At 72.9% G+C, this 23,246-nt stretch carries 20 protein-coding genes; 10 read left to right on the plus strand and 10 right to left on the minus strand.

Going from position 1 to position 23,246, the window contains the following annotated elements:
- The first annotated feature begins 15 nt into the window (after window positions 1-15).
- Window positions 16-726 (plus strand): HAD family hydrolase, encoded by a 711-nt coding sequence (locus EP757_RS29500; protein WP_127551502.1) that lies wholly within the window; start codon window positions 16-18, stop codon window positions 724-726.
- 27 nt (window positions 727-753) lie between these two features.
- Here the strand turns inward: EP757_RS29500 and EP757_RS29505 are convergent, their stop codons facing one another.
- Genes EP757_RS29505 through EP757_RS29515 form a run of 3 tightly spaced genes read right to left on the minus strand, consistent with a single transcriptional unit; the run spans window position 754 to window position 2,522 of the window.
- On the minus strand, window positions 754-1,176 hold the full coding sequence (locus EP757_RS29505; protein ID WP_127551504.1) for a hypothetical protein: 423 nt from the start codon (window positions 1,174-1,176) through the stop codon (window positions 754-756).
- A gap of 29 nt (window positions 1,177-1,205) precedes the next feature.
- Window positions 1,206-1,742 carry an alpha/beta hydrolase gene (locus tag EP757_RS29510; protein WP_127551506.1) on the minus strand — a complete coding sequence of 179 codons (537 nt, stop codon included), beginning with the start codon at window positions 1,740-1,742 and terminating at the stop codon, window positions 1,206-1,208.
- A 9-nt stretch (window positions 1,743-1,751) separates the two neighbouring features.
- A complete protein-coding gene (locus tag EP757_RS29515; protein ID WP_127551508.1) occupies window positions 1,752-2,522 on the minus strand; it encodes an SGNH/GDSL hydrolase family protein in 771 nt (256 codons plus the stop codon).
- A 60-nt stretch (window positions 2,523-2,582) separates the two neighbouring features.
- Here EP757_RS29515 and EP757_RS29520 point away from each other — a divergent pair, with 60 nt between their 5' ends.
- From EP757_RS29520 to EP757_RS29530, 3 genes are read left to right on the plus strand one after another with little or no spacing between them, the layout of a single operon-like run.
- On the plus strand, window positions 2,583-2,915 hold the full coding sequence (locus tag EP757_RS29520; protein ID WP_127551510.1) for a helix-turn-helix transcriptional regulator: 333 nt from the start codon (window positions 2,583-2,585) through the stop codon (window positions 2,913-2,915).
- A 3-nt stretch (window positions 2,916-2,918) separates the two neighbouring features.
- Window positions 2,919-3,368 carry an SRPBCC domain-containing protein gene (locus tag EP757_RS29525; protein WP_127551511.1) on the plus strand — a complete coding sequence of 150 codons (450 nt, stop codon included), beginning with the start codon at window positions 2,919-2,921 and terminating at the stop codon, window positions 3,366-3,368.
- A 13-nt stretch (window positions 3,369-3,381) separates the two neighbouring features.
- Complete coding sequence (locus EP757_RS29530; protein ID WP_127551513.1) at window positions 3,382-3,765, plus strand: DUF6069 family protein; 384 nt, start codon at window positions 3,382-3,384, stop codon at window positions 3,763-3,765.
- Between the two features lie 25 nt (window positions 3,766-3,790).
- Here EP757_RS29530 and EP757_RS29535 read toward each other — a convergent pair whose 3' ends face one another.
- Window positions 3,791-5,095: a serine/threonine protein kinase gene (locus EP757_RS29535; protein WP_127551515.1), complete on the minus strand. Its 1,305-nt coding sequence runs from the start codon at window positions 5,093-5,095 to the stop codon at window positions 3,791-3,793.
- A 10-nt stretch (window positions 5,096-5,105) separates the two neighbouring features.
- On the minus strand, window positions 5,106-6,422 hold the full coding sequence (locus EP757_RS29540) for a S8 family peptidase (RefSeq protein ID WP_197725407.1): 1,317 nt from the start codon (window positions 6,420-6,422) through the stop codon (window positions 5,106-5,108).
- Between the two features lie 295 nt (window positions 6,423-6,717).
- On the opposite strand from EP757_RS29540, the gene EP757_RS29545 reads away from it, so the two are divergent.
- From EP757_RS29545 to EP757_RS29555, 3 genes are all read left to right on the plus strand, one after another.
- Complete coding sequence (locus EP757_RS29545; protein ID WP_127551519.1) at window positions 6,718-8,013, plus strand: class I SAM-dependent methyltransferase; 1,296 nt, start codon at window positions 6,718-6,720, stop codon at window positions 8,011-8,013.
- Between the two features lie 154 nt (window positions 8,014-8,167).
- Entirely contained in the window at window positions 8,168-9,595 is a 1,428-nt protein-coding gene (locus EP757_RS29550) for a GGDEF domain-containing protein (RefSeq protein ID WP_127551521.1), read from the plus strand.
- A gap of 5 nt (window positions 9,596-9,600) precedes the next feature.
- Window positions 9,601-10,383 (plus strand): inositol monophosphatase family protein, encoded by a 783-nt coding sequence (locus EP757_RS29555; RefSeq protein WP_160165916.1) that lies wholly within the window; start codon window positions 9,601-9,603, stop codon window positions 10,381-10,383.
- On the opposite strand, the gene EP757_RS29560 is transcribed toward EP757_RS29555, so the two are convergent.
- A complete protein-coding gene (locus EP757_RS29560; RefSeq protein WP_127551525.1) occupies window positions 10,373-11,173 on the minus strand; it encodes a TylF/MycF/NovP-related O-methyltransferase in 801 nt (266 codons plus the stop codon). The genes EP757_RS29555 and EP757_RS29560 overlap by 11 nt on opposite strands.
- Window positions 11,170-13,371, minus strand: a complete 2,202-nt coding sequence (locus EP757_RS29565) for a bifunctional glycosyltransferase family 2 protein/CDP-glycerol:glycerophosphate glycerophosphotransferase (protein WP_127551527.1) — start codon at window positions 13,369-13,371, stop codon at window positions 11,170-11,172. The genes EP757_RS29560 and EP757_RS29565 overlap by 4 nt, the downstream gene beginning before the upstream one ends.
- 217 nt (window positions 13,372-13,588) lie before the next feature.
- On the opposite strand from EP757_RS29565, the gene EP757_RS29570 reads away from it, so the two are divergent.
- Both EP757_RS29570 and EP757_RS29575 read left to right on the plus strand, forming a co-directional pair.
- Complete coding sequence (locus EP757_RS29570) at window positions 13,589-16,225, plus strand: LuxR family transcriptional regulator (protein ID WP_127551529.1); 2,637 nt, start codon at window positions 13,589-13,591, stop codon at window positions 16,223-16,225.
- A gap of 3 nt (window positions 16,226-16,228) precedes the next feature.
- Complete coding sequence (locus EP757_RS29575; RefSeq protein WP_127551531.1) at window positions 16,229-18,853, plus strand: LuxR family transcriptional regulator; 2,625 nt, start codon at window positions 16,229-16,231, stop codon at window positions 18,851-18,853.
- Here EP757_RS29575 and EP757_RS29580 read toward each other — a convergent pair.
- Together EP757_RS29580 and EP757_RS29585 are read right to left on the minus strand one after the other, a co-directional pair.
- The gene (locus tag EP757_RS29580; protein WP_127551533.1) at window positions 18,838-19,647 is read right to left on the minus strand and encodes an aldo/keto reductase; all 810 of its coding nucleotides are present in this window, start codon (window positions 19,645-19,647) and stop codon (window positions 18,838-18,840) included. The two genes, EP757_RS29575 and EP757_RS29580, sit on opposite strands and share 16 nt — an antisense overlap.
- A gap of 7 nt (window positions 19,648-19,654) precedes the next feature.
- Window positions 19,655-19,837 carry a response regulator transcription factor gene (locus EP757_RS29585; RefSeq protein ID WP_127551535.1) on the minus strand — a complete coding sequence of 61 codons (183 nt, stop codon included), beginning with the start codon at window positions 19,835-19,837 and terminating at the stop codon, window positions 19,655-19,657.
- Window positions 19,838-19,964: 127 nt separating this feature from the next.
- Between EP757_RS29585 and EP757_RS29590 the strand changes: the two genes are divergently transcribed.
- Complete coding sequence (locus tag EP757_RS29590) at window positions 19,965-20,492, plus strand: gamma carbonic anhydrase family protein (protein ID WP_127551537.1); 528 nt, start codon at window positions 19,965-19,967, stop codon at window positions 20,490-20,492.
- Here the strand turns inward: EP757_RS29590 and EP757_RS29595 are convergent.
- Window positions 20,446-23,121: an AAA family ATPase gene (locus EP757_RS29595; RefSeq protein ID WP_127551539.1), complete on the minus strand. Its 2,676-nt coding sequence runs from the start codon at window positions 23,119-23,121 to the stop codon at window positions 20,446-20,448. The genes EP757_RS29590 and EP757_RS29595 overlap by 47 nt on opposite strands.
- Window positions 23,122-23,246 lie beyond the last annotated feature (125 nt).

Here is a 23,246-nt window from a genome sequence, read left to right on the forward strand (position 1 = left end):
GCTAGTCTGCGCGACATGCTCATCGATCTCGCGCCCGAACCGATCAAAGGGGTCGTCTTCGACTTCCACGGCACGCTCGTCGGGGGCGGTGACACCACCCGCTGGGTCGACGCGGCGCTGCGGAAGCTGGCCGCGGACGGGCACCCGGCGCCCGAGTTGAGCGCGGCGCGGATCGTGGAACTGCGGGACCACCTCGACCACATCTGGCATCACGCCCACGCGATCGATCCGCGCAGCGAGCGCGACCTCAGCCACGAACGGCACCGGGACGTCTTCCACCGCACGGTCGCCCTGCAAGGCGTCGAACCCGCACTGATCACGGCCCTCTACGACGTGATGCCGGACCAGTGGGCGCTCTTCGACGACACCCTCCCCGTCCTCCGCGAACTGAAGGCGCGCGGCATCCGGATCGTGGTCCTCTCCAACATCGGCCTCGACATCCGCCCCCTGCTCGATCGCGCCGGCGTCGGCGCACTGGTCGACGGAGTCGTGCTCTCCTACGAGGTGGGCCTCGTCAAACCGGACCCGGCGATCTACGAGCGGGCGGTGGAGATGCTCGGGATCCCCGGTACGCAGACGCTCATGGTCGGCGACAGCCCTCGCGACGACGTCGGTGGCGTGCCGCTGGGAATCCGGACACTGATCCTGCCGCGTACGGGCGGAACGGTCCACGGCCTGGCGACCGTCCTGCAGATGACCGGCGCGCCCGCGCTCTCCGCCGGCTGACGACGGCCCTGATCTGCGAGACGGAAGCTAGACGGCCCGGGCGCGCAGGCGTACCGAGGCCAGGGCGATGATCCCCAGCATCGCCGTGGCGAAGAAGGCGGTGTAGGGCCACTCCCGGCCGGTGCTCACGCAGAGCAGGATCAGCGCCGCGTAGAAGGGCACACCCACGCCGAGGCCCACGAGCGCGCCGCGGCGGCGGTGTGCCGCGGAGCAGGGCGGGGACGCGGTGCGGCTCAGCCGGCTCGTCGCCGCGGGGAACAGGGCCCAGATCGCGCCGTTCAGGCCCGCTCCCGCGGCGATCTCGGCGATCGGGTCGCCGCGGTCCAGGAACAGGCGCACGGCGAACGCGACGACGGTGATCACGACGGACGCGACGGCATAGGTGCCGGGTTCCGCGCCCAGCCGCGCGGCGATCCGGGAACGGCGTGGCAGCGATCGCTGGTCGTCCATGCGGGACAGGTGCCCTGCATGGTGGGCGGTCACACGCCGGCCAGGAACTCCTCCATGGCGGTGCCCACGGTGGACAGGACGCCGGTGTAGGCGGTCACCGGGCCCGGCACCCGCAGCGCGTGGTCGGCCTCGGGGATCTCCAGGATCGGAACCCCGGTGGCACGGGCGGCCTCCGGGTTCCAGGCGACATCGGAGGTCCCCCCGATCAGCAGTTGAGGGGCCGGGTTCGCGGTGATCGCCGCGACCACCACAGGGTCGTGGAGGAGAGGGGTCAGCCAGATCGCGGGCAGCCGCTGCTCGGCGGCCAGGGCCGCGGCTCGGCTGCCCAGCGACTTGGCGATCAGGACCGGGCGGGCGCCGGGGTCCTCGGTGCGGGCCTTGTGGAGGGCCGCCTGCACGTGGACGCGGACGAACGGCTCGGGGTCGATGTCGTAGAGCGAGGACGGAACGGTCCAGCTGATCGGCTCGATGCGGTCGCCGCGGGCGGTCAGGACGACGTCCGCGATGTCGAAGAGGGTCGCTGAGGTGCCGTAGAGGCGGCCCGGCACCAGGATTCCGGTGAGCATCGAGGCACTCTAGCCAAGGTGCTCCACGACCGCCGCGGCGACGGCGGTCATCCCGGCCGCGTTCGGGTGCAGGGAGCTGTAGGCGCCGGCGGCGGTGGGGGAGAAGGGGTGGATCCACGGCGACGCCGAACCGAGCGCGTGACCGCGACTGATCGCCGACACGGCGACGAGGCCGGCGCCGGACGCCGCGGCGGCCGTGACGTACGCGCTCTCCAGCGCACTCTGGATCTCGCGGAAGACGGGCAGGTCGAACGGCTCCGGCACGGGGGCGTCGCCGAGCACGGTCAGGTAGTCGACCAGCAGGACCCGGGCCCGCGGTGCCCGGGAGCGGACCCGGTCGACGATCTCGGCGAGTCCCGCGGCGGTTCGGGCGACGTCGGCGGGAGTGGGCGCGGGCAGGCCGTCCGGCAGGTCGGCGGCGAGCATCCGGGCAGCGGGACCGCCGGGACGGACGCGATTCCAGGCCGTGAACATCATCGCCGTCATGTAGCGCAGGTCGTTGCCACCGGCCGTCACGGTGACCAGCCCGGCGTCCGGCGGCACCCCCTCGATCTGCGGCGCGAACCGTGCACCGGAGATCGTCACCTGCGGCTGGTCCAAGATCGTCGCCGTCGTCGCACCGGAGACGCTCAGGTCGATCAGCGTCGCCCCGAGCCGCTGGGCGAGCAGATGCGGGTAGTTGGCACCCGACCGCATCGCCTCGGCGTCCACGATCGGGTCGATGCCGGGGCCGGAGGCGAAAGAGCTGCCCAGCGCGGCGTACAGAAGAGGGAGAGCCACCCGGAGATCATGCCAGCACGAACATTGAACTATCCGGTTCAGTGTCGTAAGGTGAACCACATGGTTCAGCAAGCGGTCCTGGATCGGGTTTTCGCGGCCCTGTCCGATCCCACCCGGCGCGGCGTCCTGGTCCGCCTCGGCCAGAGCCCGGCCACCGTCGGGGAGCTCGCCGAGCCGACCGGGATGACGCTGACCGGCATGAAGAAACACATCCAGGTGCTCGAGGACGCCGGCCTCGTCGTGACCGAGAAGGTCGGCCGCTCCCGCCAGTGCCGGCTCAGCGCCGCGCCGCTCGACGACGCGATGGCCTGGATCAGCTTCTACCAGCGCCTCTGGACCCGCCGCCTGGACGGCCTGGACGCCTATTTCACGCTAAATCCGGATAAGGAGTGACAGATGGACCTGCGGATCGAACGCCGCCTGCCCGCCACCCCGGAACAGGTCTTCGACGCCTACACCGACGCCGAGAAGCAGAAGATCTGGTTCAGCATCCTCGACGAGGAGCCGGGCATCGTCGAGATCGAGGTGGACCTGCGCGTCGGCGGCACCCAGACGGCGGTGTGGGGCCCGAATCCGGAGACGCTGTTCCGGGAGACCCAGACGTTCGTCGAGATCGACCGCCCGCACCGCCTGGTCACCGAGTCGACAGGTGTCTCCCCGGACGGGATGACCATGACGACCCGGATCGAGATCTCCTTCGAGGCGGCGGACGACGGGACCCTGATGACCGTCGTGCAGAGGGGATTCCCGGCGCCGGAGATCCGCGACTTCTTCGTGTCCGAGGTCTGGGCCGGTGCTTTCGCCAGGATCGAGGCGTTTCTCGTACGCCGGAACGCCCGTGCCTAGCAGGTCCCGCCCGATGGTGGTCGTCACCGCCGCCGGAGTCGCGGTCCTCGTGAACCTGGTCGTCTACCTGCTCGGCAGGGCGGCCGGTGGCAGTTTCGTCTTCACCGCGGCGCAGGGCCCGGCCGAGGTGGACGCGGTGACGGTGGCCGGTTTCAGCGCGGTGCCGCTGGCCACCGGCCTCACCGTCGTGGCGCTGCCGGCCCGGCGGCTGCCGTGGGTGACCCGGGCCGGCGTGGTCGCCGGTTCGCTGCTGGCGATCGGGACCATCGCGGTGATGACGCTGCCCGCCGATTTCGACACGGTCAGCACGATCACGCTGGCGCTGTGCCACCTCACGCTGGTCCCGATCCTGATCACCGCCGGCCTGCTGCTGCGGCCTGGCCGGCCCGGCCGCTGACGTCGCCGCCGGCCTGCTGCCGCGGTCAGGCCAGTCCGGCCGCTGACGTCGCCGCCCAGGCCAGGTGCGGCTGGTCGATGTCGGAGTGCGCGCCCGAGAAGAACGACCGGCCGTGCGCGATCACGTCGTTCCCGTCGAGCCGGTAGAACGTGCCCGGCTGGAACTTGTACCGGCTGCCCGCCGGCCCCAGCGCCACGGTCTGCGCGGCCGCCTGCTGATAACCGTTGTTGCCCATGCCACCCCACCGGAAGTTCGGATTCACCATGGCCTGCGCGTCCTGCCAGGCCAGCCGGCTGGCGTTCGGGTACCACCAGCCGACCGCCCGGTCCTTGCCGGAGAACGTGGCGAGCAGCGGCCCGTCGACCCGGTCGCGTTCGCCGGCCAGCACGCCCTTGCCGGCCGAGACCGGGGCGTTCCCGGCGAACGCGAAGTGGCTGAACGCGCCCTGGATGAGCATCAGCGACTTCACCGGGCTGTCGTGCCCGCGCATCGACGGCGGCAGCCCGGCCAGGGTGAACGCGACGAGGCGGGCGCCGAAGCTGTGCCCCATCAGGTGGATCCGCGGCGCGCCCGGTCGTCCGGCGAGCCGGCCCAGCAGCGGTCCGAGTCCACGCTGCCCGACGACTCCAGCCCTATTCTTCATCTCGTAGTAGCTCGCAACGCGTAGTAGTTCCTTCGCCCCCTTCCACAGCGCGCCGAACGGGTTCAGGCCGGCCTGCGCGTCCGACTGCTCGGGCGGGGCCAGCATGGACATGGTGTCCAGCACGGTGCGCGGCGCGGCGGTCAGCACCATCGCCTCCCCGCGGTCCTCCTCGGCGTCGTTGTCGGTGCCGATCAGCCCGCGGGTCAGGTCGATGAAGGCGAGCAGTTGCCGCGGGTCCTGCGGCCGCTGGTCCAGCAGCCCGCCGAGGGTGGCCAGGTCGGCCTGGTGGTTCGGGAAGGCCGGCGCCAGGGCGGCGGCGATCTCCGCGCCGGTGGACTCCGGGGCCTGCGCCGGCGACGGGCCGGGCGGGAGCAGGGGAGTGCTCTGGGTGTCGGCGGGGGAGGCGAGCAGCGGGCCGTCCGGCGCCGGATCGTCCTGCGGGAACAGCAGCGACGGCCAGATCACGCCGGCGAAGCCGACGGCGTGGCCGGGCGCCATCTGCGCCAGCTGGTCGAACATGAAGTCGTAGTGGCGGCGGGCGCCGGCCGGTGACGAGTTCCAGCCGTGGCCGAAGATGAACAGCTCGTCGGCGGCGAGCTCGCTCTGCAGTCCGGTGTCGTCGGTGAGGTTGCCGTCCTTGTCGAAGGTGATCTCCCAGTAGGGGAGGCCACGAATGGTCTTCTTCACGATGTTTCCCCTAAATCCTGGCGAGCGCCCCCATGAGGTCGACCAGTCCATGGCCCTCGAAGAAGCGATCGCGGCCCAGCGACACCGCCGAGTCAGTGAAGATCCGCTTCACCTCGTCCGGCAGTCCGATGTATTCGTTGCGTACCGACAGGAAGGCGGCGATCACGCCCGACACGTGCGGGGCGGCCATCGACGTGCCGCTGTCCTCCGCGTAGCAGGGACCGTCCGGCTGATCACCGAAGACCGGGATGCCCTGCCGGAACTTCCCGGCGCAGCACGACGTGATGCGTTCGCCGGGCGCGAGCAGGTCCGGTTTGAGCCGGCCGTCCAGAGTCGGTCCCTTCGATGATCCGTACGTCACCCCGAACGTGTGAGGACGGTCCCGATGAGTCGAGCCCACCGTGATGGCGCGGTCGGCGTTCCCGGGATCGGTGATGGTGGAGAGCATCCCGTGCGGGTCGCCGGACTCGGCGAACCCACCGTTGCCGGCGCTCACCACGGCCACCACCCCCGTGCCCACCAGCAGGTTCAGTTCCCGGCACAGCGGGCTCTGTCCGGCCGCGTACTCCCGGTGGTACCAGGGGCAGCCCAGGCTCAGGTTGACGCCGTGGATCTGCAGGACCCGGCCCCACGCGTTGCGGCGCCGGACGTACTCCATCGCCGCGATCACCGCCGCCGAGGTGGTCTTCGGCTGCCCCGAGCCGGCGTCCATCACCTTGAGGCTGACGAGCCGGGCCTTCGGCGCCATCCCGGCCAGGGTCCGCCCCGGATCCAGCGGGCGGGCCTGCCACTGCGGCAGCCCGAGGTCGGCGTCGCTGATCCCCGGCCGGATCATCGCGAGCAGCGGCCGCAGGTCGTCCGGGCACCGCCCCGCGATGATGCCGGCCACGTGGGTGCCGTGCCCGTCGTCGTCGGTCAGTGCGGTCCCGGGACCGGGCTGGACGGGTTCCGGCTCGTTGCGCACGATCCAGCTGAAGTCCGCGTGCAGTCCGGCCACGCTCGGATGATCCAGCGTCCCGCCGCCCGGCTCGCTGCCCGCGAAGTGCGGATGCCCGGCCTCGATGCCGGTGTCGAGCACCGCCCAGACCACCCCGCTGCCGTCCGCGCTGTAGGTCCGCCCGGCCGCGTCGGCCTTGACCGTGCTCGTCGACCTGTCGATCTGCGGGCGGATCACGTAGTCCGGCCAGATGTGGAAGATGGTCCGCCGCGTCGCGGCGCGGTCCTCGTCGGCCAGCAGCAGGGCACTGATCTCGGCGCGGGTGACGAGGCAGCGGACGTACGAGGCGGAGACCGTCACCGGCACGGGCCGGTCCGCGGACGTCACCACGGGCGTCCACACCTCGGCGCGGAACCGCTGCTCGACGGTCGATCAGCAGAGGGCTCGCCCGGAACCGCCGCCCCGAGGGCCGCTGGTCGTCACCGCGCTGGGATCGGGTGCTCACTTCCGTCACCTCCGAACCCCGCCGACGTTCCCACCGGCTCCTGCCCGGCGCAGTCATGTCATGGACAGTCTTCATCGAAGGAGTGAGTCCTTTAACACAAAGTTACATGAGATCCTTATGTAAATCGTGGGTCCGGGCGGATAGTGAAGATGTTCGAGATCCACCCCGGGAGGTAACACGATGCCTACCAAGACCCCCGTCCAGAGCACCGCTCACAAGCTCAAAAGCCTCCTCGAGACCCTCCTGCAGACCCCGATGCCGGTACGCCTGCGTGCCTGGGACGACTCCGAGGCGGGCCCGGCCGACGCCCCTGTCGTGGTCATCCGGCACCGCCGCGCGCTGCGCCGTCTCGTCTGGCAGCCCAACCAGCTCGGCCTGGCCCGGGCGTACGTGGCCGGCGAGATCGACGTCGAGGGCGACCTGTACGACGTGCTCGCCCGCCTCGCCCCGCTGCTCTGGCGAGCGCCCGGCGTGAAGGACCTGCCGCTACGCTCCGTGATGGGTGAGGCGGTGAAGCTCGGCATCATCGGCAGCCAGCCGAAGCCGCCGCCGGAGGAGATGGCCGTCTCCGGCGCCCGGCACAGCAAGAGCCGCGACCGGCAGGCGATCAGCCACCACTACGACGTCGGCAACGACTTCTACCGGATCGTCCTCGGCGAGAGCATGGTCTACTCGTGCGCCTACTGGACGTCCGGCGAACCCGGGTACGGCCTGGCCGACGCGCAGCGCGACAAGCTCGATCTGATCTGCCGCAAGCTCGATCTCCAGCCGGGCGAGCGGCTGCTCGACGTCGGGTGCGGCTGGGGCAGCCTGGCCATCCACGCCGCCCGGGAGTACGGCGTCCAGGTCCTCGGCATCACGCTCTCCACCGAGCAGGCCGAGTTCGCCCGCAAGCAGGTGGCCGCCGCCGGGCTCTCCCACCAGGTGGAGATCCGGGTCCAGGACTACCGCGACCTGGACGACGGCCCCTTCGACGCGATCTCCAGTGTGGGGATGGCCGAGCACGTCGGCGCCGGCCCGTACCGGGACTACGCGAGCATCCTGCACCGCCAGCTCAAGCCGGGCGGCCGCCTGCTCAACCACCAGATCTCCGCCCTGCACCCGGCGCCCGGCGACGACGAGAAGAAGCAGCGCAGCTTCATCGACGCGTACGTCTTCCCGGACGGCGAACTCGCCCCGGTCGGCGCCACGGTGACGCTGCTCGAGGAGGCCGGCTTCGAGGTCCGCGACGTGCACGCCCTGCGCGAGCACTACGCCCGGACCCTGCGCGCCTGGGTGGCGAACCTGGAATCCGACTGGTCCACGGCCGTGAACCTCACGACGCCCGGCCGCGCCCGCGTCTGGCGGCTCTACATGGCCGCCTCCGCGCTCGCCTTCGAACGGGCACACATCGGCGTCAACCAGGTCCTCGCGGTGAAGACCCACCGCGACGGCCTCAGCGGCATGCCGCCGACGCGGGCCGGCTTCCTGGCCTGAAGGCAGGGCCTGGCGGCGGCTCTCCATCTCTGTGGAGTCAGCCGATCGCCGGGCCCCGGCGCCGTCACGGTGGCCACCGGGAACCGGGCCCGGTGTGTGGTGGAACACCACTGATTGTGCAGAGCATCAGCCGGACCGCGCCGATGGTCCGACCATGGCAACCCGCAGGATCTGGCTGTTCCTCGGCATCGCCGCGGCAGCCGTGGCGGGGTCGGTCGTCACCTACGACACGACCTTCGGCAACGTGCTCTACGTCGTGCTCTATCTGGCGCTGTGCGCCCTCGCCTGGGTGGCGGTCGCCCGGACGCCGCGCGGTCCGCAGCGATGGCCGTGGGCCCTGGTGGCCGCGGCGCAGACGCTGTGGCTGACCGGGGACGGCATCGAGCTCGCGTACTACTACCTGGGTGACGGGGTACCGCCGGTCGGGCTGGCCGACGGGTTCTGGCTGGTCGGCTATCCGCTGATCGCGGTGGCGCTGACGGTGATGGCCCGGCGTCGCGCGCCGGGCAGGCTGCGCAGCGCGGTGCTCGACGGGCTCACCCTCACGGTGGCGGCCGGGCTCGCCAGCTGGCAGTTCCTGATCCTGCCGAACCTCGGCGGGGGCCTGAGCGTCGCCGAGACGATCGTGCCGCCGCTCTACCCGATCGCCGACGTCGTGCTGCTCGCCGCGGTGCTGTTCATCGCGCTGTCGCCCGGCGACCGCGGGGCGCCGACCCGGCTGATGCTCGGCGCGGTCGTGCTCTACCTGGCGATCGACGTGAGCTACAACGTGCTGCCGTACGTGGTCGACTACAGCGTGGTCGGGAAGATCGGGCCACTGATCATGTTCGGTAACGCGCTGATGATCGCGGCGGCACTGCACCCGCAGAGCGGGGAGCTGCACCGGCCCGGCCAGCAGGTGAACGTGCTGCATCCGGCAAGGGTGCTCTTCCTCGGTGTGGCGTTCCTGTCCGCGCCGACCCTGACGCTGCTGGAGGACGGGGTCGAGCGCAACGCCGTGGTGGCGCTGCTCGCCGTGGCGCTGAGCACCGGTTTCGTGCTCACCCGGTTCACCATCGCGGTGCGGGAACAGGAACGCGTGCAGGCGCAGCTCGCGTACCAGGCCCGGCATGATCCTCTGACCGGCCTGCCGAACCGCGCGGTGCTCGGCGCCGAGCTGGAGCGCACCGAGGGACCGGTGGCGGTGCTCTACCTGGACCTGGACGGGTTCAAGCGGGTCAACGACACGTTCGGGCACGACGCCGGCGACCTGGTGCTGTCGACGGTGGCGCGGCGGCTGTCCGGCGCGGTGCGCGGGTCCGACCTGGTGGTGCGGCTCGGCGGCGACGAGTTCGTGCTGTTCTGCTCGGACCTGCCGGAGGCGGATGCGATCCGGCTCGCCGACCGGGTGCTCGCCGACGTCGCACGGCCGATCCTGTTCCACGGCCAGACGCTCGACATCGGGGCGAGCGTGGGCATCGCCGCGTACGGCACGGACCTGCCGGACGGCGACGGCGACCTGCTGCGCAGCGCCGACATGGCGATGTACGAGGCGAAGAGGCAGGGCCGTGGCCGCTGGGTGATGGCCGGCCGACTACCGTGACCACGGTGGAACGAGACCTGATCGCGGCCCGTGACCTCGCCGCCGACCTGGCAGTACGGGCCGGCCGGCTCCAGATCGAGCGGCGCGCCACCCTCACGGTGGGCGCTCCGAAAGCCCATGCCAACGACGTCGTCTCGGATGTCGACATCGACAGCGAGCGGCTCATCGTGGACGGCGTGCTGGCCGCCTGGCCGGACGACGCCGTCCAGGCCGAGGAGGGGCACGGCCGGGACGGCACGAGCGGCTGGTCCTGGGTGATCGACCCGCTGGACGGCACCCGCAACTACATCAGCCGGACCGGGCCGTGGTCGGTCTGCGTCGCGCTCTACCAGGGCGACACGCCCCGGGCCGCCGTCGTGCACGACCCGGCCGCGGACGAGACGTTCAGCGCCGTCGACGGCGGCGGCGCGTTCCTGAACGGCGAGCCGATCACCGGGCCGGCCGGTCCGCCGCTCGCCGAGGCGCTGATCGGCGTGAGTTTCCAGCCGAACCCGCGGACCAAGGAGCGGGCCGCCAAGGTGGTGCGTGAGCTGCTGCCGGTGTCCGGCGACATCCGCCGGGTGCCGGCCGCGCTCAACCTGGTCCACCAGGCCGCCGGTCGGTTGAACGGCGGCCTGGCGATCGACACGAACCTCTGGGACATCGCGGCCGGCGCGCTGATCGCGCGGGAGGCCGGGGTGGTGCTCGGCGGTCAGGACGGCGAGTTCTCCACCGAGCTGACCATCGGGGCGGCGGCGTCGCTCTGGCCGTCGCTGGCCGAGGTGGTGCGGGGAGCCCTCAGGGCTTGACGGCGATCCGGCCGGGGCCCAGCGGCGAGAGCAGCAGCCGGGCTCCGGTCTCCTTCACGAACTCGTCGACGGCCTGCCGGGCGCCCTGGAACGTCCCGTAGTCGTCGATGATCAGGACACCGCCGGGCGAGAGGCGGTCGTACAGGGAGAGAAGCTCGTGCCGGGTGGACTCGTACCAGTCGGTGTCGAGCCGCAGGATGGCGATCTGCTCCGGCGCCTGGCCGGGCAGCGTCTTCTCGACCGGCCCCTGCACGAAGTGGATCCTCTCCGCCGGGTACGGGATGTCCGCGAACCCCTCCTTGACGTCCTCCAGGCTCGCGATCGCCCAGATCCGGGCGGTCTTCGGCTGAGCGCTCATCAGCTCGCCGACGTGCTGGCCGCTGTAGGTGAGGTCCTTCTCGGTGGGCTCGGTCATCCCCTCGAACGTGTCGAAGAGGTAGAGCTCCCGGGACGTGTCCTCGATCGCCAGCAGCGTGCGGGCGACCACGTGCATGCTGCCGCCCCGCCAGACGCCGCACTCGACGATCGCGCCCGGGATGTCGTGCTCGACGACGTACCGGGTGGCGAGGTAGAGGGCGTAGCGCTTCTCCTTGCGCGTCATCGAGTACGGGTGGGCGGCCCGCAGGATCGGCACGGCCATCTCGTCGTAGTCGACGGGATAGGTCTCGGCCTTCTCCACCGGAGGAGGAGGCGGCGGCGGAGGAGGGGCGGGCGCCGGCTTCTTCTTCTTGGCCTTGACGACCTTGTAGCCCGTCGTGGCCGCCAGCACCCTGTTGATCCGCGACTTCATCGTGTCACCGCTGCCTCTTCTTCCTCTTCCCGGTCCGGGAGAGCACGGACGGACGATGCGAACACCTTGCGCACCACCCGCTCGGCGGCGCCGCCGTCGTCGAGGTGGCAGAACCGCTGCCGGAACTTCTCCCGGGCCTTCGCGGCGAGGGAGTCGCTGTACGCGCCGGTCCGGAACAGGTCGAGCAGGTCGGGGTAGCTCGCGGCGAACGCCCCGGGTGGCTCCTCGACCAGGTCGAAGTAGGTGCCGCGGACCGTCCGGTACGCCTCCCAGTCCGGCGCGAAGACGACGATCGGCTTGTCCAGCACCGCGTAGTCGAACATCAGCGACGAGTAGTCGGTGATCAGCACGTCGGCGGCCAGGTACAGGTCCTCGACGACCGGGTAGGCGGACACGTCGCGTACCTGTCCCGCGCTCGTGTCCCCGTGCGCGGCCTTGACGTAGAAGTAGTGGGCGCGCACCAGGATCACGTGGTTCGGGCCGAGGTGCCGGGCGAAGTCCTCGACGTCGAGCAGCATCTTGCTCTCGGAGTTCCACTCGCGGTGCGTCGGCGCGTAGAGCACCACCGTCGCGCCCGCCGGGATGCCGAGCCGCTCCCGCACCTCGGCGGTGTCCTGCGCGGTGGCGACGGCCAGCCGGTCGTTGCGCGGGTACCCGGTCTCGATCGTCTCGTGCTTGCACGGGTAGGCGCTGGCCCACCGCTCGGTCGTGAACGTGTTCGCCGCGATGCTGAAGTCCCAGCGGTCGGCACGGCGCATCTGGGCCGGGAAGTCCGGGTCCTTCACCCCGCCCGGGTACTGCACCTGGTCGAGACCCATGACCTTCAGCGGGGTGCCGTGGTGGGTCATCAGGTGCACCGAGTCCGGCCGCTTGGTCGCCCAGTCCGGCCAGTTCACGTTGTTGACCAGGTATTTCGCACGAGCAAGAGCGCGATAGTACGCCCGCGTCCCGCTCACGACGTAGTCGACGCCGGGCGGCAGGGCGGCCACCCGATCCGGTTTGACCGCCCACACGCCACGCAGCCCCGGCGCCAGCTCGGCCGCCTTCTCGTAGACGGCCGCCGGGTTGCAGGCGTAGCCGCGGTGCCAGTACGCCGAGTAGAGGACCAGCGTCTCGTCCACCGGCAGGCGCAGCTGCCAGCGGTAGTAGAGGCGGTGCAGCTGCTCACGACCGGTCCGCAGGTTCTGGCGGGTGCGGCGCACCTTGCGCCGGGCCAGGGTCCGCCACCGGTTGACCGCCTTGAGCAGCTCGAAGGTCCGGTAACGCCCGCTTCCCACCAGCCGGTGCTTGACACCCTCGATACCACCCGGCGCCGGGTAGCCGCCGGCCGGCAGGAACCGCTGGTAGGTGTCGCGCATCTGCTTGAAGAACTCCCGCCGGGCGCTGCCCTGGACGCGGTTCCGGTTGGCGAGCACCTTGAGGAAGTGCCAGACCATCTGCTGGAAGAGCACCGGGCGGACCACGTCGGGCTCCGGGCTCAGATCCGCGACCATCTCATGGGTACGGTTCCAGGCCGGGAAGATGGCGAAGTGGCCGTCCCCGAGGGTCCGGGTGGCCGCGCCGACCCGGCGCTGGCGGTAGTGCACGCAGACCCGGTCCAGGACGCTGATCCGCTCGGCGGCGGCGAGGGCACCGTAGGTGTAGGGCAGGTCCTCGTACCACCCCGGGTCGAAGTGGAACGCCAGCCGGTCCAGCAGCTCCCGCCGGACGATCTTGTTCCAGGCGACGTGCAGGACGCTGATGATCGGGGTCCAGCCGTGCAGCGTGAACACCTCGGGCGCGGCGCGGTACACCTTGCCGGCCGTGCTGGTGCGGGTCTTGCCCGTCCACGACTCGCGGACCCAGTCGACCAGCAGCACGTCCGGGTCGGTGCGGCGCAGCCGGTCGGCGACAGCGGCCAAGGCGCCGTCGTCGATCCAGTCGTCGGCGTCGAGGAACCACACGTACTCACCGGTCGCGTGCTGCAGGCCGATGTTGCGGGCCGGACCCTGTCCGACGTTGTCTTCCAGGGTGACGACGGTGAGGCGCGGGTCGCGGGCGGCGTACTCGGCCAGGATGGACGCGCTCGCGTCCGGGGAACAGTCGTTCACGGCGACCACTTGCACGTCGGTGAAGGACTGATCGAGCAGGGATTCGAGGCAACGGCGCAGGTAACCCTGAACCCCGTGAACCGGGACCACGACGCTGACGAAGGGCATGTGCTTCTACTCTCGATTTTCACAGGCAAGGGGTGGAGCCGGGAAGCTACCAAGAACCGCGTCGATATTCATCTACTACTCGCCGTGTGTTCGAATTAGCGCAAGATCAGGCAGCCGGTCATTGACCCGAGGTGCAGTAATCAGGCAGAAGGCAACGGCTCTCCGCGGCGGCAGACTCGGATTCTCCAGAGACCGACCCGAGGAGAACCGCACCCCGATGACCGACAGATCATTGATCGGCCGCGAGCGGGAACTCGCCGACGTCATCGCGGTCGTCGACGCCGCCGCGCAGCGCCCCGCATCCATGCTGATCCACGGTGACGCCGGCATCGGCAAGTCCGCCCTGCTGGCCGCGGCGTCGTCGGCGGCCCGCCGCCGAGGACACCGGACCGTGTCGCTGCGTGCCGGTGTGCTGCGCCCGTTCGCGCTCGCCGGCGACCTGATGGAGGTGCCGGCCGGCGCGCGCTGCGGCCCGGCGCTGGTCGGTGCCCTGCTGCGGACCCTGGACGAGATGTCCCGCGACCAGCCGGTGACGATCACCGCCGACGACGTGCACCTCGCCGACGCCGAGTCGCTGCGCCTGCTGGCCCACGTCGCCACGCACGGCTCCACCGAGCGATTCGCCCTACTGCTGACCGCGCGCGGTCACCGCCTGCGGGCCGGCACCGCGACCGGCGTGCCCCGCTACCCGCTGAATCCGCTCACCGAGGACGCCGCCGCCCGCCTCCTCGACGCCCTGTCCCGGCCGGACCGCGGCCGGCCGGACACCGCCGGCGGGCTGCACGTGCCGGCCCGGCTGCGGCTCGACGTGCTGCGCCGGGCCCGGGGCAATCCGCTCGCGCTGCGGCTGTTCGCCGACGACGCCGGGGTGCTGCCGGACGAGTTCCCCGACCTCGTGCGCAGTCTGCCGGCCGAGACCCGGTGGCTTCTGCTGCACGCGGCGCTCGCCGACGACGGCGAGCAGATCGGGACGCTGACGGCCGCGGCGGGCGGCTCCCGGGACCTGCGGGGCTGGGCGCCGGCCGAGAGAGCGGGGCTGGTGGTCGTACGGGAAGGGCTCGTGCACTTCCGGGACCCGCTCGTCCGGGCGGCGTGCGTGACCGGCCGGGGCCCGCACGACGTGGTCCGCGCGCACCGTGGCCTCGCCGCCGCGACCCGGAAGACCCGGCACCTGGCCGCGTCCCGCCCCGGACCGGACGCGAGCGTCGCGGCCACCCTGGAGGAGGCGGCCGGCGAGGCGATCGACCGTACCGACTACCTGGCCGCCGCCGACGCGCTGCAGGCCGCGGCCGAGCGCAGCGGCACCCCGGCCGACGCGGCTCGCCGCTATGCGCGGGCCGTCTACGCCGCCTACCGCAGCGGCCACCCGGGCTGGGCCATCGAACTGCACGAGCGGGTGATGACGGCGGCCCTGGATCCGGACGCCGCCGGGGTGGCGGCGGGCGGCGCGGCGTTCGCGCTGATCCAGATGGCGCAGCCGTGGCAGGCGTTCGAGGTCGCCGTCCGGGCGCTGGACCGCGAGCCACGGGACGGGCGGGTCGTGCTGTCCCTCGTCTACGCCGCCGCCACGGCCGCGCTGTTCTCCGGCGCGCCCGCCCACCGGGCCCGGCTGCCCGAGCTGCTGGAGCGGATCGGGCGCGACGGCGGCGACCGGCCGGATCAGCCGATGATGCCGCCGCTCGACGACGTCGTCACCCGCGCGGCCATCCAGGTCGTCGCCGACCCGGCCGGATACGCCGGCGGCTGCCCGGAGCCGGCCGGCACCGGACCGTCCGGGCTGTTCCGGCTGATCGCCGCGGGGTCGATCGCGTTCCTGCTCGACGAGTCGCCCCGGGCCGCCACCGAGCTGCGCGCCGTGTGGGAGTCGAGTACCAGCTTCGACGGGCCGGGCACCACGTTCACCCCCTTCCCGTTCCTGGCGATCGCGATGATCGACGCCGGGCGCTGGTCGGAGGCCGCCGTTCTGCTGAACCAGGCCGAGCGGGCGGCCGGCGTACGGAGGATCCCGCTCTTGAAGGCCGTGATCCCCGCCCTGCGTGAGACGCTGCGCGCGCTGCGCCACGACGGGCGCCGCGTCCCGGCCGCGCGGCACGACACCATGCCGCCGGCGCCGGGTGGTGGCAGCCTCCTCGACGGCCTCCACCAGCGCGCGGCCGGGCTGATCGCGCTGGCCGGCGGCGACCACGACACCGCCTACCGGTACTTCCGGCGGATGTTCGACGAGGACGGCGAGCCCCGGCACTACCTCCTGGGACCGCGGTCGCTGCCGCAGCTCGCACTCGCCGCCGTGAAGAGCGGCCGGGAGTCGGAGGCCGCCGCGGTCCTGCGCCGCTGCCGGATCGCCGCGGGTCCGGCGCCGGGATCGCGGATGACCATGCTGCTCGCGCACGCCGCAGGGCTGCTCGGTGACTCCGAGGAGGACTTCCTGGCCGCCGTCTCCGAGCCCGAGCGGGAACTGAGCTGGCCGCTCGAATACGCCGAGGCGCAGCTGAACTACGGTCTCTGGCTGCGGAGCCGGCGGCGCTTCCGGGCCGCCCGGCCGCAGCTGCTCGCCGCCCGCGACACGTTCCTGCGGCTCGGCGCCCTGGCCCACGCCGACCAGGCCGGGCGGGGCCTGCCCGCCGGTCTGCGGCCGTCCGACGAGCCCGCCGCGCCGGCCGGGGCGTTCACCGCGCTGACCGCGCAGAAACAGGCCATCGCCCGGATGGCCGCGGCCGGCCTCAGCAACCGTGAGATCGCCGGCCGGCTCCACCTCTCGCCGCGAACCATCGGCTCCCACCTGTACCGGATCTACGCCGAGATCGGCGTCGGCAACCGGCACCAGCTGCGCGCCCTGATCGACCACGAAGGCTGACCGATGCACCTCGCCCTGTCCACCACCGCCGGCGACCACCTGATCGGCCGCGACACCGAACTCGCCCGGATCGAGCAGTTCCTCGGCGCCGACTCCGCCTGCTGCGGCACGTTCGTCATCACCGGCGGCCGCGGCTCCGGCAAGTCGGCGCTGCTCACCGCCGCGATGCGGCTCGCCGTCACCGCGCGGCGGCGGCTCCTGCGGCTGCAGGCGCCGGGTCTGGTTCCTCTTCTTCTGAGCGTACGAACGGAACTGCACGCTCTCCCGGCCACTCTCGGCGAACCCGCGCTCGCGCTGCTCGCCGGCGGCTCTCCCCGCGCCGAGGTGGTCGCCGCTGCCCTGGCCGCGATCGCCGTGCGGACACCGCTGCTGATCGTCGCCGACGACCTGCACGACCTCGCCCCGGAGGACGTCGCCGTGCTGGCCCGGCTGTCGGCCGGACCCGGCGTCGCCGTGCTGGGCGCGAGCCGCGGCCCGATCCCGTCCGTCCTGACCGGCATGCCGGTCGTCGTGCTGAACCCGCTCGGCGGGGACGACGCGGCCCGCCTCCTCACCGTGCGCCGGCCCGAGCTGACCGCCGCCGAGCGCGCCGACGTGCTGCACCGGGCCGGCGGCAATCCGGCGGCGCTGCTGGAACTCGGCATGGTGACCGAGCCGCACGGCGGACTGCTCGCCGAGTACGCCGGCGTCATCAGCGGCCTGCCCGATGCGGTCCGGGGCCGGCTGCTGCGCGGTGCGGCGCTGCGCCCCGCCCACCGGCTGTCCTCCGCCGACGTCCATGAGTGGCAGGCCGCTCAGGAGGCCGGGCTGGTGACGGTCACCGCGGACGGGGTGTCGTTCGCGCATCCGCTGGTGGCCGAGGCCGCGTACCGGTCCGCGCCCGCCTATCTCCGCCTGCGCGCCCACCGGGATCTCGTGGTGGCGCTCACCGACCAGCCGGAACAGCAGGCCCTGCAACGTGCCGCCGCCGACCCGGACGCCGGTGAGGAGACCGCTGCCGCCCTGGAGACGGCCGCCCGGATCTTCCGGGAACGCGGCGACCGGTACGCCGCCGGTGTGGCGATGCAGGAGGCCACCCTGCGGACGCCGGATCCGGAGACCGCCGCCCGCCGGCTCATCCAGGCCATCAAGGACGCCCGCGACCTGCGCAACTCCGCCTGGGTCGCGGAACTGCACGCCCGGATCTGGCATCTCACCGCCGATCCGGACCTGCTGGCCGAGGCCGCCGCGCCCGCCGCCGTCGCGATGCTCTGGGCGGGGCGGTACCACGACGCGTACGGGATCCTGCTCGCCGCTTCCCACGCCGGCCCGCTCACCAACCGCCGCCACGCCCTCGACCTGACCGTCGCGGCCGCCGTCATCGCGTGGCTGACCTGCGACGACGAACACCGGACCGCGCTCGTCCCGATGCTGCGCGCGGCCGAGCCGGTGACCGACGAGGTGGCCGCCGCGCTGGTCCGCACGTTCATCGAACCGGGGTCGCACGCCGGCCGGGAGATCTGCGCGGCGGCGAGCCTGCCCCCGGCCGGAACACCGCTGAGCCCCGCGGCCCGGTCCCGGCTCGCGCACCTGGCGATGCTGGCCTGGCTGGAGGACCACTGCCGGCTCGCCGTCGGCGCGCTGCAGCTCGCCCTCGCTCCGGACCGCGCCGAAGACCCGGCCGGCGGGCAGTCGGCGCCGACCCTCGGCATGCTGCTCGCCCGGGTCAGCGCGCTCATCGACGTGGGGGACTGGCGGCTCGCCGACGTCTACGCGGCGCCGCACCAGGCCAACGGCATGCCCGCCGTGGAACTCGGCTTCGCGTCCCTGCGCGCCCAGCTGCACGCGCTGCGCGGGGAGAACGAGCAGGCCCTGGCGCTGGCCCGGCAGACCTGGCAGCACCTCGACGTCCGCGCCGACCTGCCCGCCCACGTGCGCCTGCTGCGGGCCGCCGGGCTGGCCTCGATCGGCGACGGCGACCACGACAACGGCTACCGGTACCTGCGGTCGCTGTTCGACGTGAACGGCCGGCCGCTGCACCCGTACCTGTCGTCCCGCTGCGTCGCCGAACTCGTCGTCGCCGCCGTCCGCTGCGGCCACCACGACGAGGCCCGCGTCGTCGTCGACCGGGTACGCCGGCTCTCCGGTGACCGGCCCAGCCCGCGGATGAACGTCCTGCTGCACCTCAGCGAGGCGCTGCTGACCGGTGATGACGGCGCGGAGGAGGACTTCCGGCTGGCCGCCTACGACCCGGACGGGCCGCAGTGGCCGTACGAGCACGCGCTCGCCCACCTCCACTACGGCCTCTGGCTGCGCCGTCACCGCAGCCCGCGCGAGGCGAAGGCGGTGCTCGCGCACGCCGCGTACATCCTCACCGACCTGGGCGCGGCCGGCGCCGGCACCGCCGAACACGAGATCGTGGTCGGCGCCCAGCCGGCCCGCCGCGACGGCGCCGCCGGCGGGACCGCCCTGACCACCCAGGAACGCCAGGTCGCCGAACTGGCCGCCCGCGGCATGGTCAACCGCGCGATCGCCGAGCAGCTGTTCCTCTCCACCCGGACGGTCAGCACCCACCTCTCCCGGATCTACCGCAAGACCGGAGTACGAGGCCGCTACGAGCTGAGCGCCGCCCTCTACCCGGAGACGTGACCGCCGAGTGCGGCGAGCTGGGCGGCGGTGAGGTGGAGGTCCGCGGCGGCGAGGTTCTCCTCCAGGTGGGCGATGCTCGCCGTGCCCGGGATCGGCAGGACGACCGGGGAACGGGCCAGCAGCCAGGCGAGCGCCACCTGAGTGGCGGTGGCGCCGGTCTCGGCGGCGACCCGGGACACGGCTTCCGCCGTTCCCGAGGTTCCCGCGGCGATCGGGCGCCACGGGAGGAAGGCGATGCCGGCGCGCTCGCAGCCCTCGAGGACCGGCTCGTGCTCGCGGTCCAGCAGGTTGTAGCGGTTCTGCACGCTCGCCACCTCGGTGATCGTGCGGGCCTCGGCCAGCTGGGCGGTGGTGACCTCGGACAGTCCGATCCGGCCGATCAGGCCTTCGGTACGCAGGTCGCGCAGCGTGCCCACCTGATCGGCGAGCGGGACCTCCGGGTCGACGCGGTGCAGCTGAAGCAGCTCGATCCGGTCCACGCGCAGCCGGCGCAGCGCCTGCTCGACCTGCTCGCGCAGCACCTCGGGGCGGCCGTCGAGCCGCCACTCGCCGTCCGGGCCGGAGCGCGCCACGCCGACCTTGGTCGTGACGACCAGGTCGCCGGGGTAGGGGTGCAGGATCTCGGCGAGGAGCCGCTCGTTGGCGCCTCCGCCGTACAGGAAAGCGGTGTCGATGAGCGTGACGCCGAGCTCGACCGCGCGCCGCACCACCGCGGTGGCCTGCTCGCGTGCCGCGGGCTCGGTGGGCAGGTGCATCGCGCCGAAGCCGATCCGCGAGGCCGTCGATATCATCATCGTCACTTTATCCGCTGTTGAGCTGGTGGCGTCCTTCGATGCCCATCTTGCGGTAGGCCCTGGTCAGGTGGGTGGTCACGGTGCGCGCGGAGATCAGCAGCCGGTCGGCGATGGCCCGGTTGCTCAGGCCCTGGGCGGCCGGTTCGGCGACCCGCTCGCGTTCCCGGCCGACCGGAGAGGAGCCATCCACCCGCGGAGTCTAGGTACTCCACCTGCGGTGATGCGTCCGGCGGCCAGTCGCGTCACCGCCGGAACCGCGATGAAGCGGCCGATCGTGCAGGATCTACCCGGGAGATCTTCTGCGAAAGGGCGACACCGTGATCGAGATCGGCGGCCACACCCCTCAGTCCGACCCCGCGGCGTGGATCGCGCCCGGCGCGGTGGTCGCCGGCCGGGTCACGCTCGGACCGGACACCGGTGTCTGGTACCACGCGGTGCTGCGCGCGGACATGGACGCCATCACCGTCGGCGCGGGCACGAACCTGCAGGACGGCGTGGTCGTGCACGCCGACCCGGGCTTCCCGGCGACCATCGGCGCGGGCGTCAGCGTCGGTCACCGGGCGGTGCTGCACGGCTGCACCGTCGAGGACGACGTGCTGATCGGCATGGGCGCCATCGTCATGAACGGCGCCCGCATCGGCACGGGTTCGATCGTCGCGGCCGGCGCGCTCGTCCCCGAGGGCACCCGGGTCCCGCCCGGTTCGCTGGTTCTCGGCATGCCGGCGAAGGTCCGCCGCCCGGTCACCGACCCGGAACGCGAGTCGATCGCGGTGAACGCGCAGGCCTACGTCGAGCTGCTCAGACTGCATCGCCTAGGGCGTCCCGCAGCGCTGCCCGGCTCGTGATGCCCAGCTTCGGGAAGATCCGGTAGAGGTGGGCGCCGACGGTGCGCGGCGACAGGAACAGCCGCGCGCCGATCTGCTTGTTGCTCAGCCCGGTGGCCGCCAGCTCGGCGATGGTCCGTTCCTGCACGGTCAGCGACGCCACCCGGTCACGGTCGGCGCCGGGCAGGCCGGACCGTAGTTCGTGGGCCGCCCGGGAGGCCCAGCCGGCGGCGCCGAGCTGCTCGAAGACGGCGAGGGCGTCGGCGAGCGCGGCCCGCGCCTCGCTGATCTTCCGGTGTCGCCGTAGCCAGGTTCCCTCGGCGAGCCGGATCCGCGCCCGTTCGAACGGGAAGGCGGTCGCGGCCGGGTGCCGCACGGCGGCGGCGAACGCCTCCTCCGACGGGTCGGTCATGGCGAGCGCGCCGGCGACGAGCAGAGCCAGGCGCGGGGAGACCTGGGCGATTCCGGCGCGCTCCGCGGCGATCGCATGGGTACGGGCGGACGCGTCCCGCCCGGTGTGCAGCGCTGCTTCGACGAGATCCAGCACGGTACGCGGGGCGTGCTGCGCGTAGGTGGGGAATTCGCCGGGCCCGGTGATGCCCACCGCGTACGACCAGGCCGTCTCGTACTCGCCACCGCTCAGCGCCGCGAGCAGCCCGATGTCCTCGGCGGACTGGGTCAGGAATCCCACCCGGCGCGGTCGGGCCCACCCGTCCACCGCGGCCTGCAGTTCGGCGGCGCGGGCCGTCTCGCCCCGGCCGGCCGCGACCAGGCCGAGGAACGCCCGGAACTGGTGGCCGAACAGGTCGTACCCGTGTTCGGCGGTGAGCGCGAGTCCCCGCTCGCCGGTCCGGATCGCGTCGTCCCACCGGCCCGCGGTGATCGCGTCGACCATCACCAGCTGCAGGACCGTCATCAGCGTGGTGGCCGCCCCGGTCTCCCGTTCGCGGTCCGCCATCCGTGCCAGGTAGGGCCGGAAGTCGGCGAGCGCGTCGACGTAGTACGCGGCCACCCCGAGGCGCATCACGTCCCACGGTTCGGCCGCGTCGGCGGCGGCCACCGCCTCCCGCAGTTTCGCGCCGGCGCCGGCGCCCCGGCGTACGACGTCACTCCACACGTCCCGGCGCAGCAGCAGTTCGGCCGGCAGCCGGTCCCGCAGCCCGTCGACGAGCGCGTCGGTGATCCGCCAGGCGGCCGGGTCGGCGGCGAACTGGCTGATCGCGAGGAGCAGGTTCACCAGCCGGGTCAGCATCACGTCGTCGACCTCGGCGTGGCGGGCCCGGATCACGTCGGCGACGGTGCCGTGCATCCCGACGTCGCCGTGCCGGTAGAGGGCCACGTAGGCGGCGGTGAGCACGGCGTCCGGCGAGGACACCCGGGCACCGGCCCGGTCGGCGGCCGCCACCAGGATCTCGGCGCGTTCCAGGAGACCGGCCTGCCCGGCCACGTACGCGGCGTCGGCCAGCAGCCGGGCCCGGTCCCGCGGGCGCGGGCTCAGTTCGGCGGCCCGGGTCAGCCACTGCACCGCGGTGGTGGCGCCGCCCCGGCGGACGGCGTTGCCCGCCGCCTCCTCCAGGGCCGCGGCGACGTCCGGGTCCGGGTCGACGGTGGCGGCGGCCAGGTGGACGGCCCGCCGCTCGACGTCCGCCTCGTGCAGCCGGGCGAGGGCCGTGTGCGCCGCTCGCAGCTCGTTCGGCGAGGCCAGCTGGACGACGGCGGAGGCGACGAGCGGGTGCCGGAACGCGAACCGTCCGGTCTCGGTCTCGATCAGACCCGTCCGCCGGGCGGTCACGATGTCACGGGGGACGTACTGGGTGCCGTACGACCGCTGCCGGCCGGCGCCGTCGAGGGCGAGCCGCAGCAGTTCGGCGCGCTCGGTCTCGGGCAGGGCGCGGATCCGGCCGGCGAAGAGCCGTTCGAGGCGGCGGGGGAGCGGCAGGTGGCCGTCGCCGGTCAGATCCCGGCCGTCCAGGCCGGGCGGCAGCTCGACCAGGACGAGCGGGTTGCCGTCGGCCTGCCGCAGCGTGAAGTCCCGGACCGCCGGGCTCAGCGCCGGGAAACGGCGGTCGAGCAGCGTGGCCGCGTCCTGTGGTGTCAGCGGCGGCACGGCGAGCTCGTCGAGGCCGGCATCGTCGAATCCGGACGGTTCCGGGTCGCGGACCGCCGCCACGAACCGGACGGGCAGGTCACCGATCCGCCGGGCCGCGAACGCGCACACCTGTGCGCTCGGGACGTCGAACCACTGGCCGTCGTCGACGATGAGCAGCACCGGGCGCCCGGCGGCAGCCAGTGCCAGCAGGTCCAGCACCGCGACACCGAGCGCCATGACCGACGGCGCCCGCTCCGGCACCCCGCCGAGCACGGCGTCGAGGGCGGCCCGATGGCCGGAGTCCATGCCGCCGGTGAGGGACAGCAGGGGATGCAGCAGCTGGTGCAGGCCGGAGTGGGCGAGCGCCCGCTCGGCCTCCACCCCCGTCGCGCGGAGCACCCGGAACCCGGTGTCCGCGGCCTGCGCGGCGAACTCCTCGAGCAGCGCGGTCTTGCCGCCGCCGGCCGCGCCGCGCAGCAGCAGCGGCCGTGCCGGTTCGGCGGTCAGCGAAGCGATGAGTTCGGCCAGCTCCCGAGAGCGCCCGACCAGACCGTCCGTCATCCCCACCCCCGTCGACGCACGGAGATCGTATCGGGGCGAACCGTGGTGGTGGCCGCCCCGCCACGCCACGCCACGCCATGCGGAGAACAGTCGTGGCCCACCGCTGTCACGACAGCGGTGGGCCA

This window comes from Actinoplanes sp. OR16 (genome assembly GCF_004001265.1).
Classification (GTDB): domain Bacteria; phylum Actinomycetota; class Actinomycetes; order Mycobacteriales; family Micromonosporaceae; genus Actinoplanes.

Coding starts and splice junctions, on each gene's coding strand:
- EP757_RS29570 (WP_127551529.1), top strand. CDS start 13,589: ATGACCGACAGATCATTGATCGGCCGCGAGCGGGAACTCGCCGACGTC.
- EP757_RS29545 (WP_127551519.1), top strand. CDS start 6,718: ATGCCTACCAAGACCCCCGTCCAGAGCACCGCTCACAAGCTCAAAAGC.
- EP757_RS29530 (WP_127551513.1), top strand. CDS start 3,382: ATGGTGGTCGTCACCGCCGCCGGAGTCGCGGTCCTCGTGAACCTGGTC.
- EP757_RS29550 (WP_127551521.1), top strand. CDS start 8,168: ATGGCAACCCGCAGGATCTGGCTGTTCCTCGGCATCGCCGCGGCAGCC.
- EP757_RS29575 (WP_127551531.1), top strand. CDS start 16,229: ATGCACCTCGCCCTGTCCACCACCGCCGGCGACCACCTGATCGGCCGC.
- EP757_RS29520 (WP_127551510.1), top strand. CDS start 2,583: ATGGTTCAGCAAGCGGTCCTGGATCGGGTTTTCGCGGCCCTGTCCGAT.
- EP757_RS29525 (WP_127551511.1), top strand. CDS start 2,919: ATGGACCTGCGGATCGAACGCCGCCTGCCCGCCACCCCGGAACAGGTC.
- EP757_RS29510 (WP_127551506.1), bottom strand. CDS start 1,742: ATGCTCACCGGAATCCTGGTGCCGGGCCGCCTCTACGGCACCTCAGCG.
- EP757_RS29595 (WP_127551539.1), bottom strand. CDS start 23,121: ATGACGGACGGTCTGGTCGGGCGCTCTCGGGAGCTGGCCGAACTCATC.
- EP757_RS29565 (WP_127551527.1), bottom strand. CDS start 13,371: ATGCCCTTCGTCAGCGTCGTGGTCCCGGTTCACGGGGTTCAGGGTTAC.
- EP757_RS29500 (WP_127551502.1), top strand. CDS start 16: ATGCTCATCGATCTCGCGCCCGAACCGATCAAAGGGGTCGTCTTCGAC.
- EP757_RS29560 (WP_127551525.1), bottom strand. CDS start 11,173: ATGAAGTCGCGGATCAACAGGGTGCTGGCGGCCACGACGGGCTACAAG.
- EP757_RS29505 (WP_127551504.1), bottom strand. CDS start 1,176: ATGGACGACCAGCGATCGCTGCCACGCCGTTCCCGGATCGCCGCGCGG.
- EP757_RS29580 (WP_127551533.1), bottom strand. CDS start 19,647: ATGATGATATCGACGGCCTCGCGGATCGGCTTCGGCGCGATGCACCTG.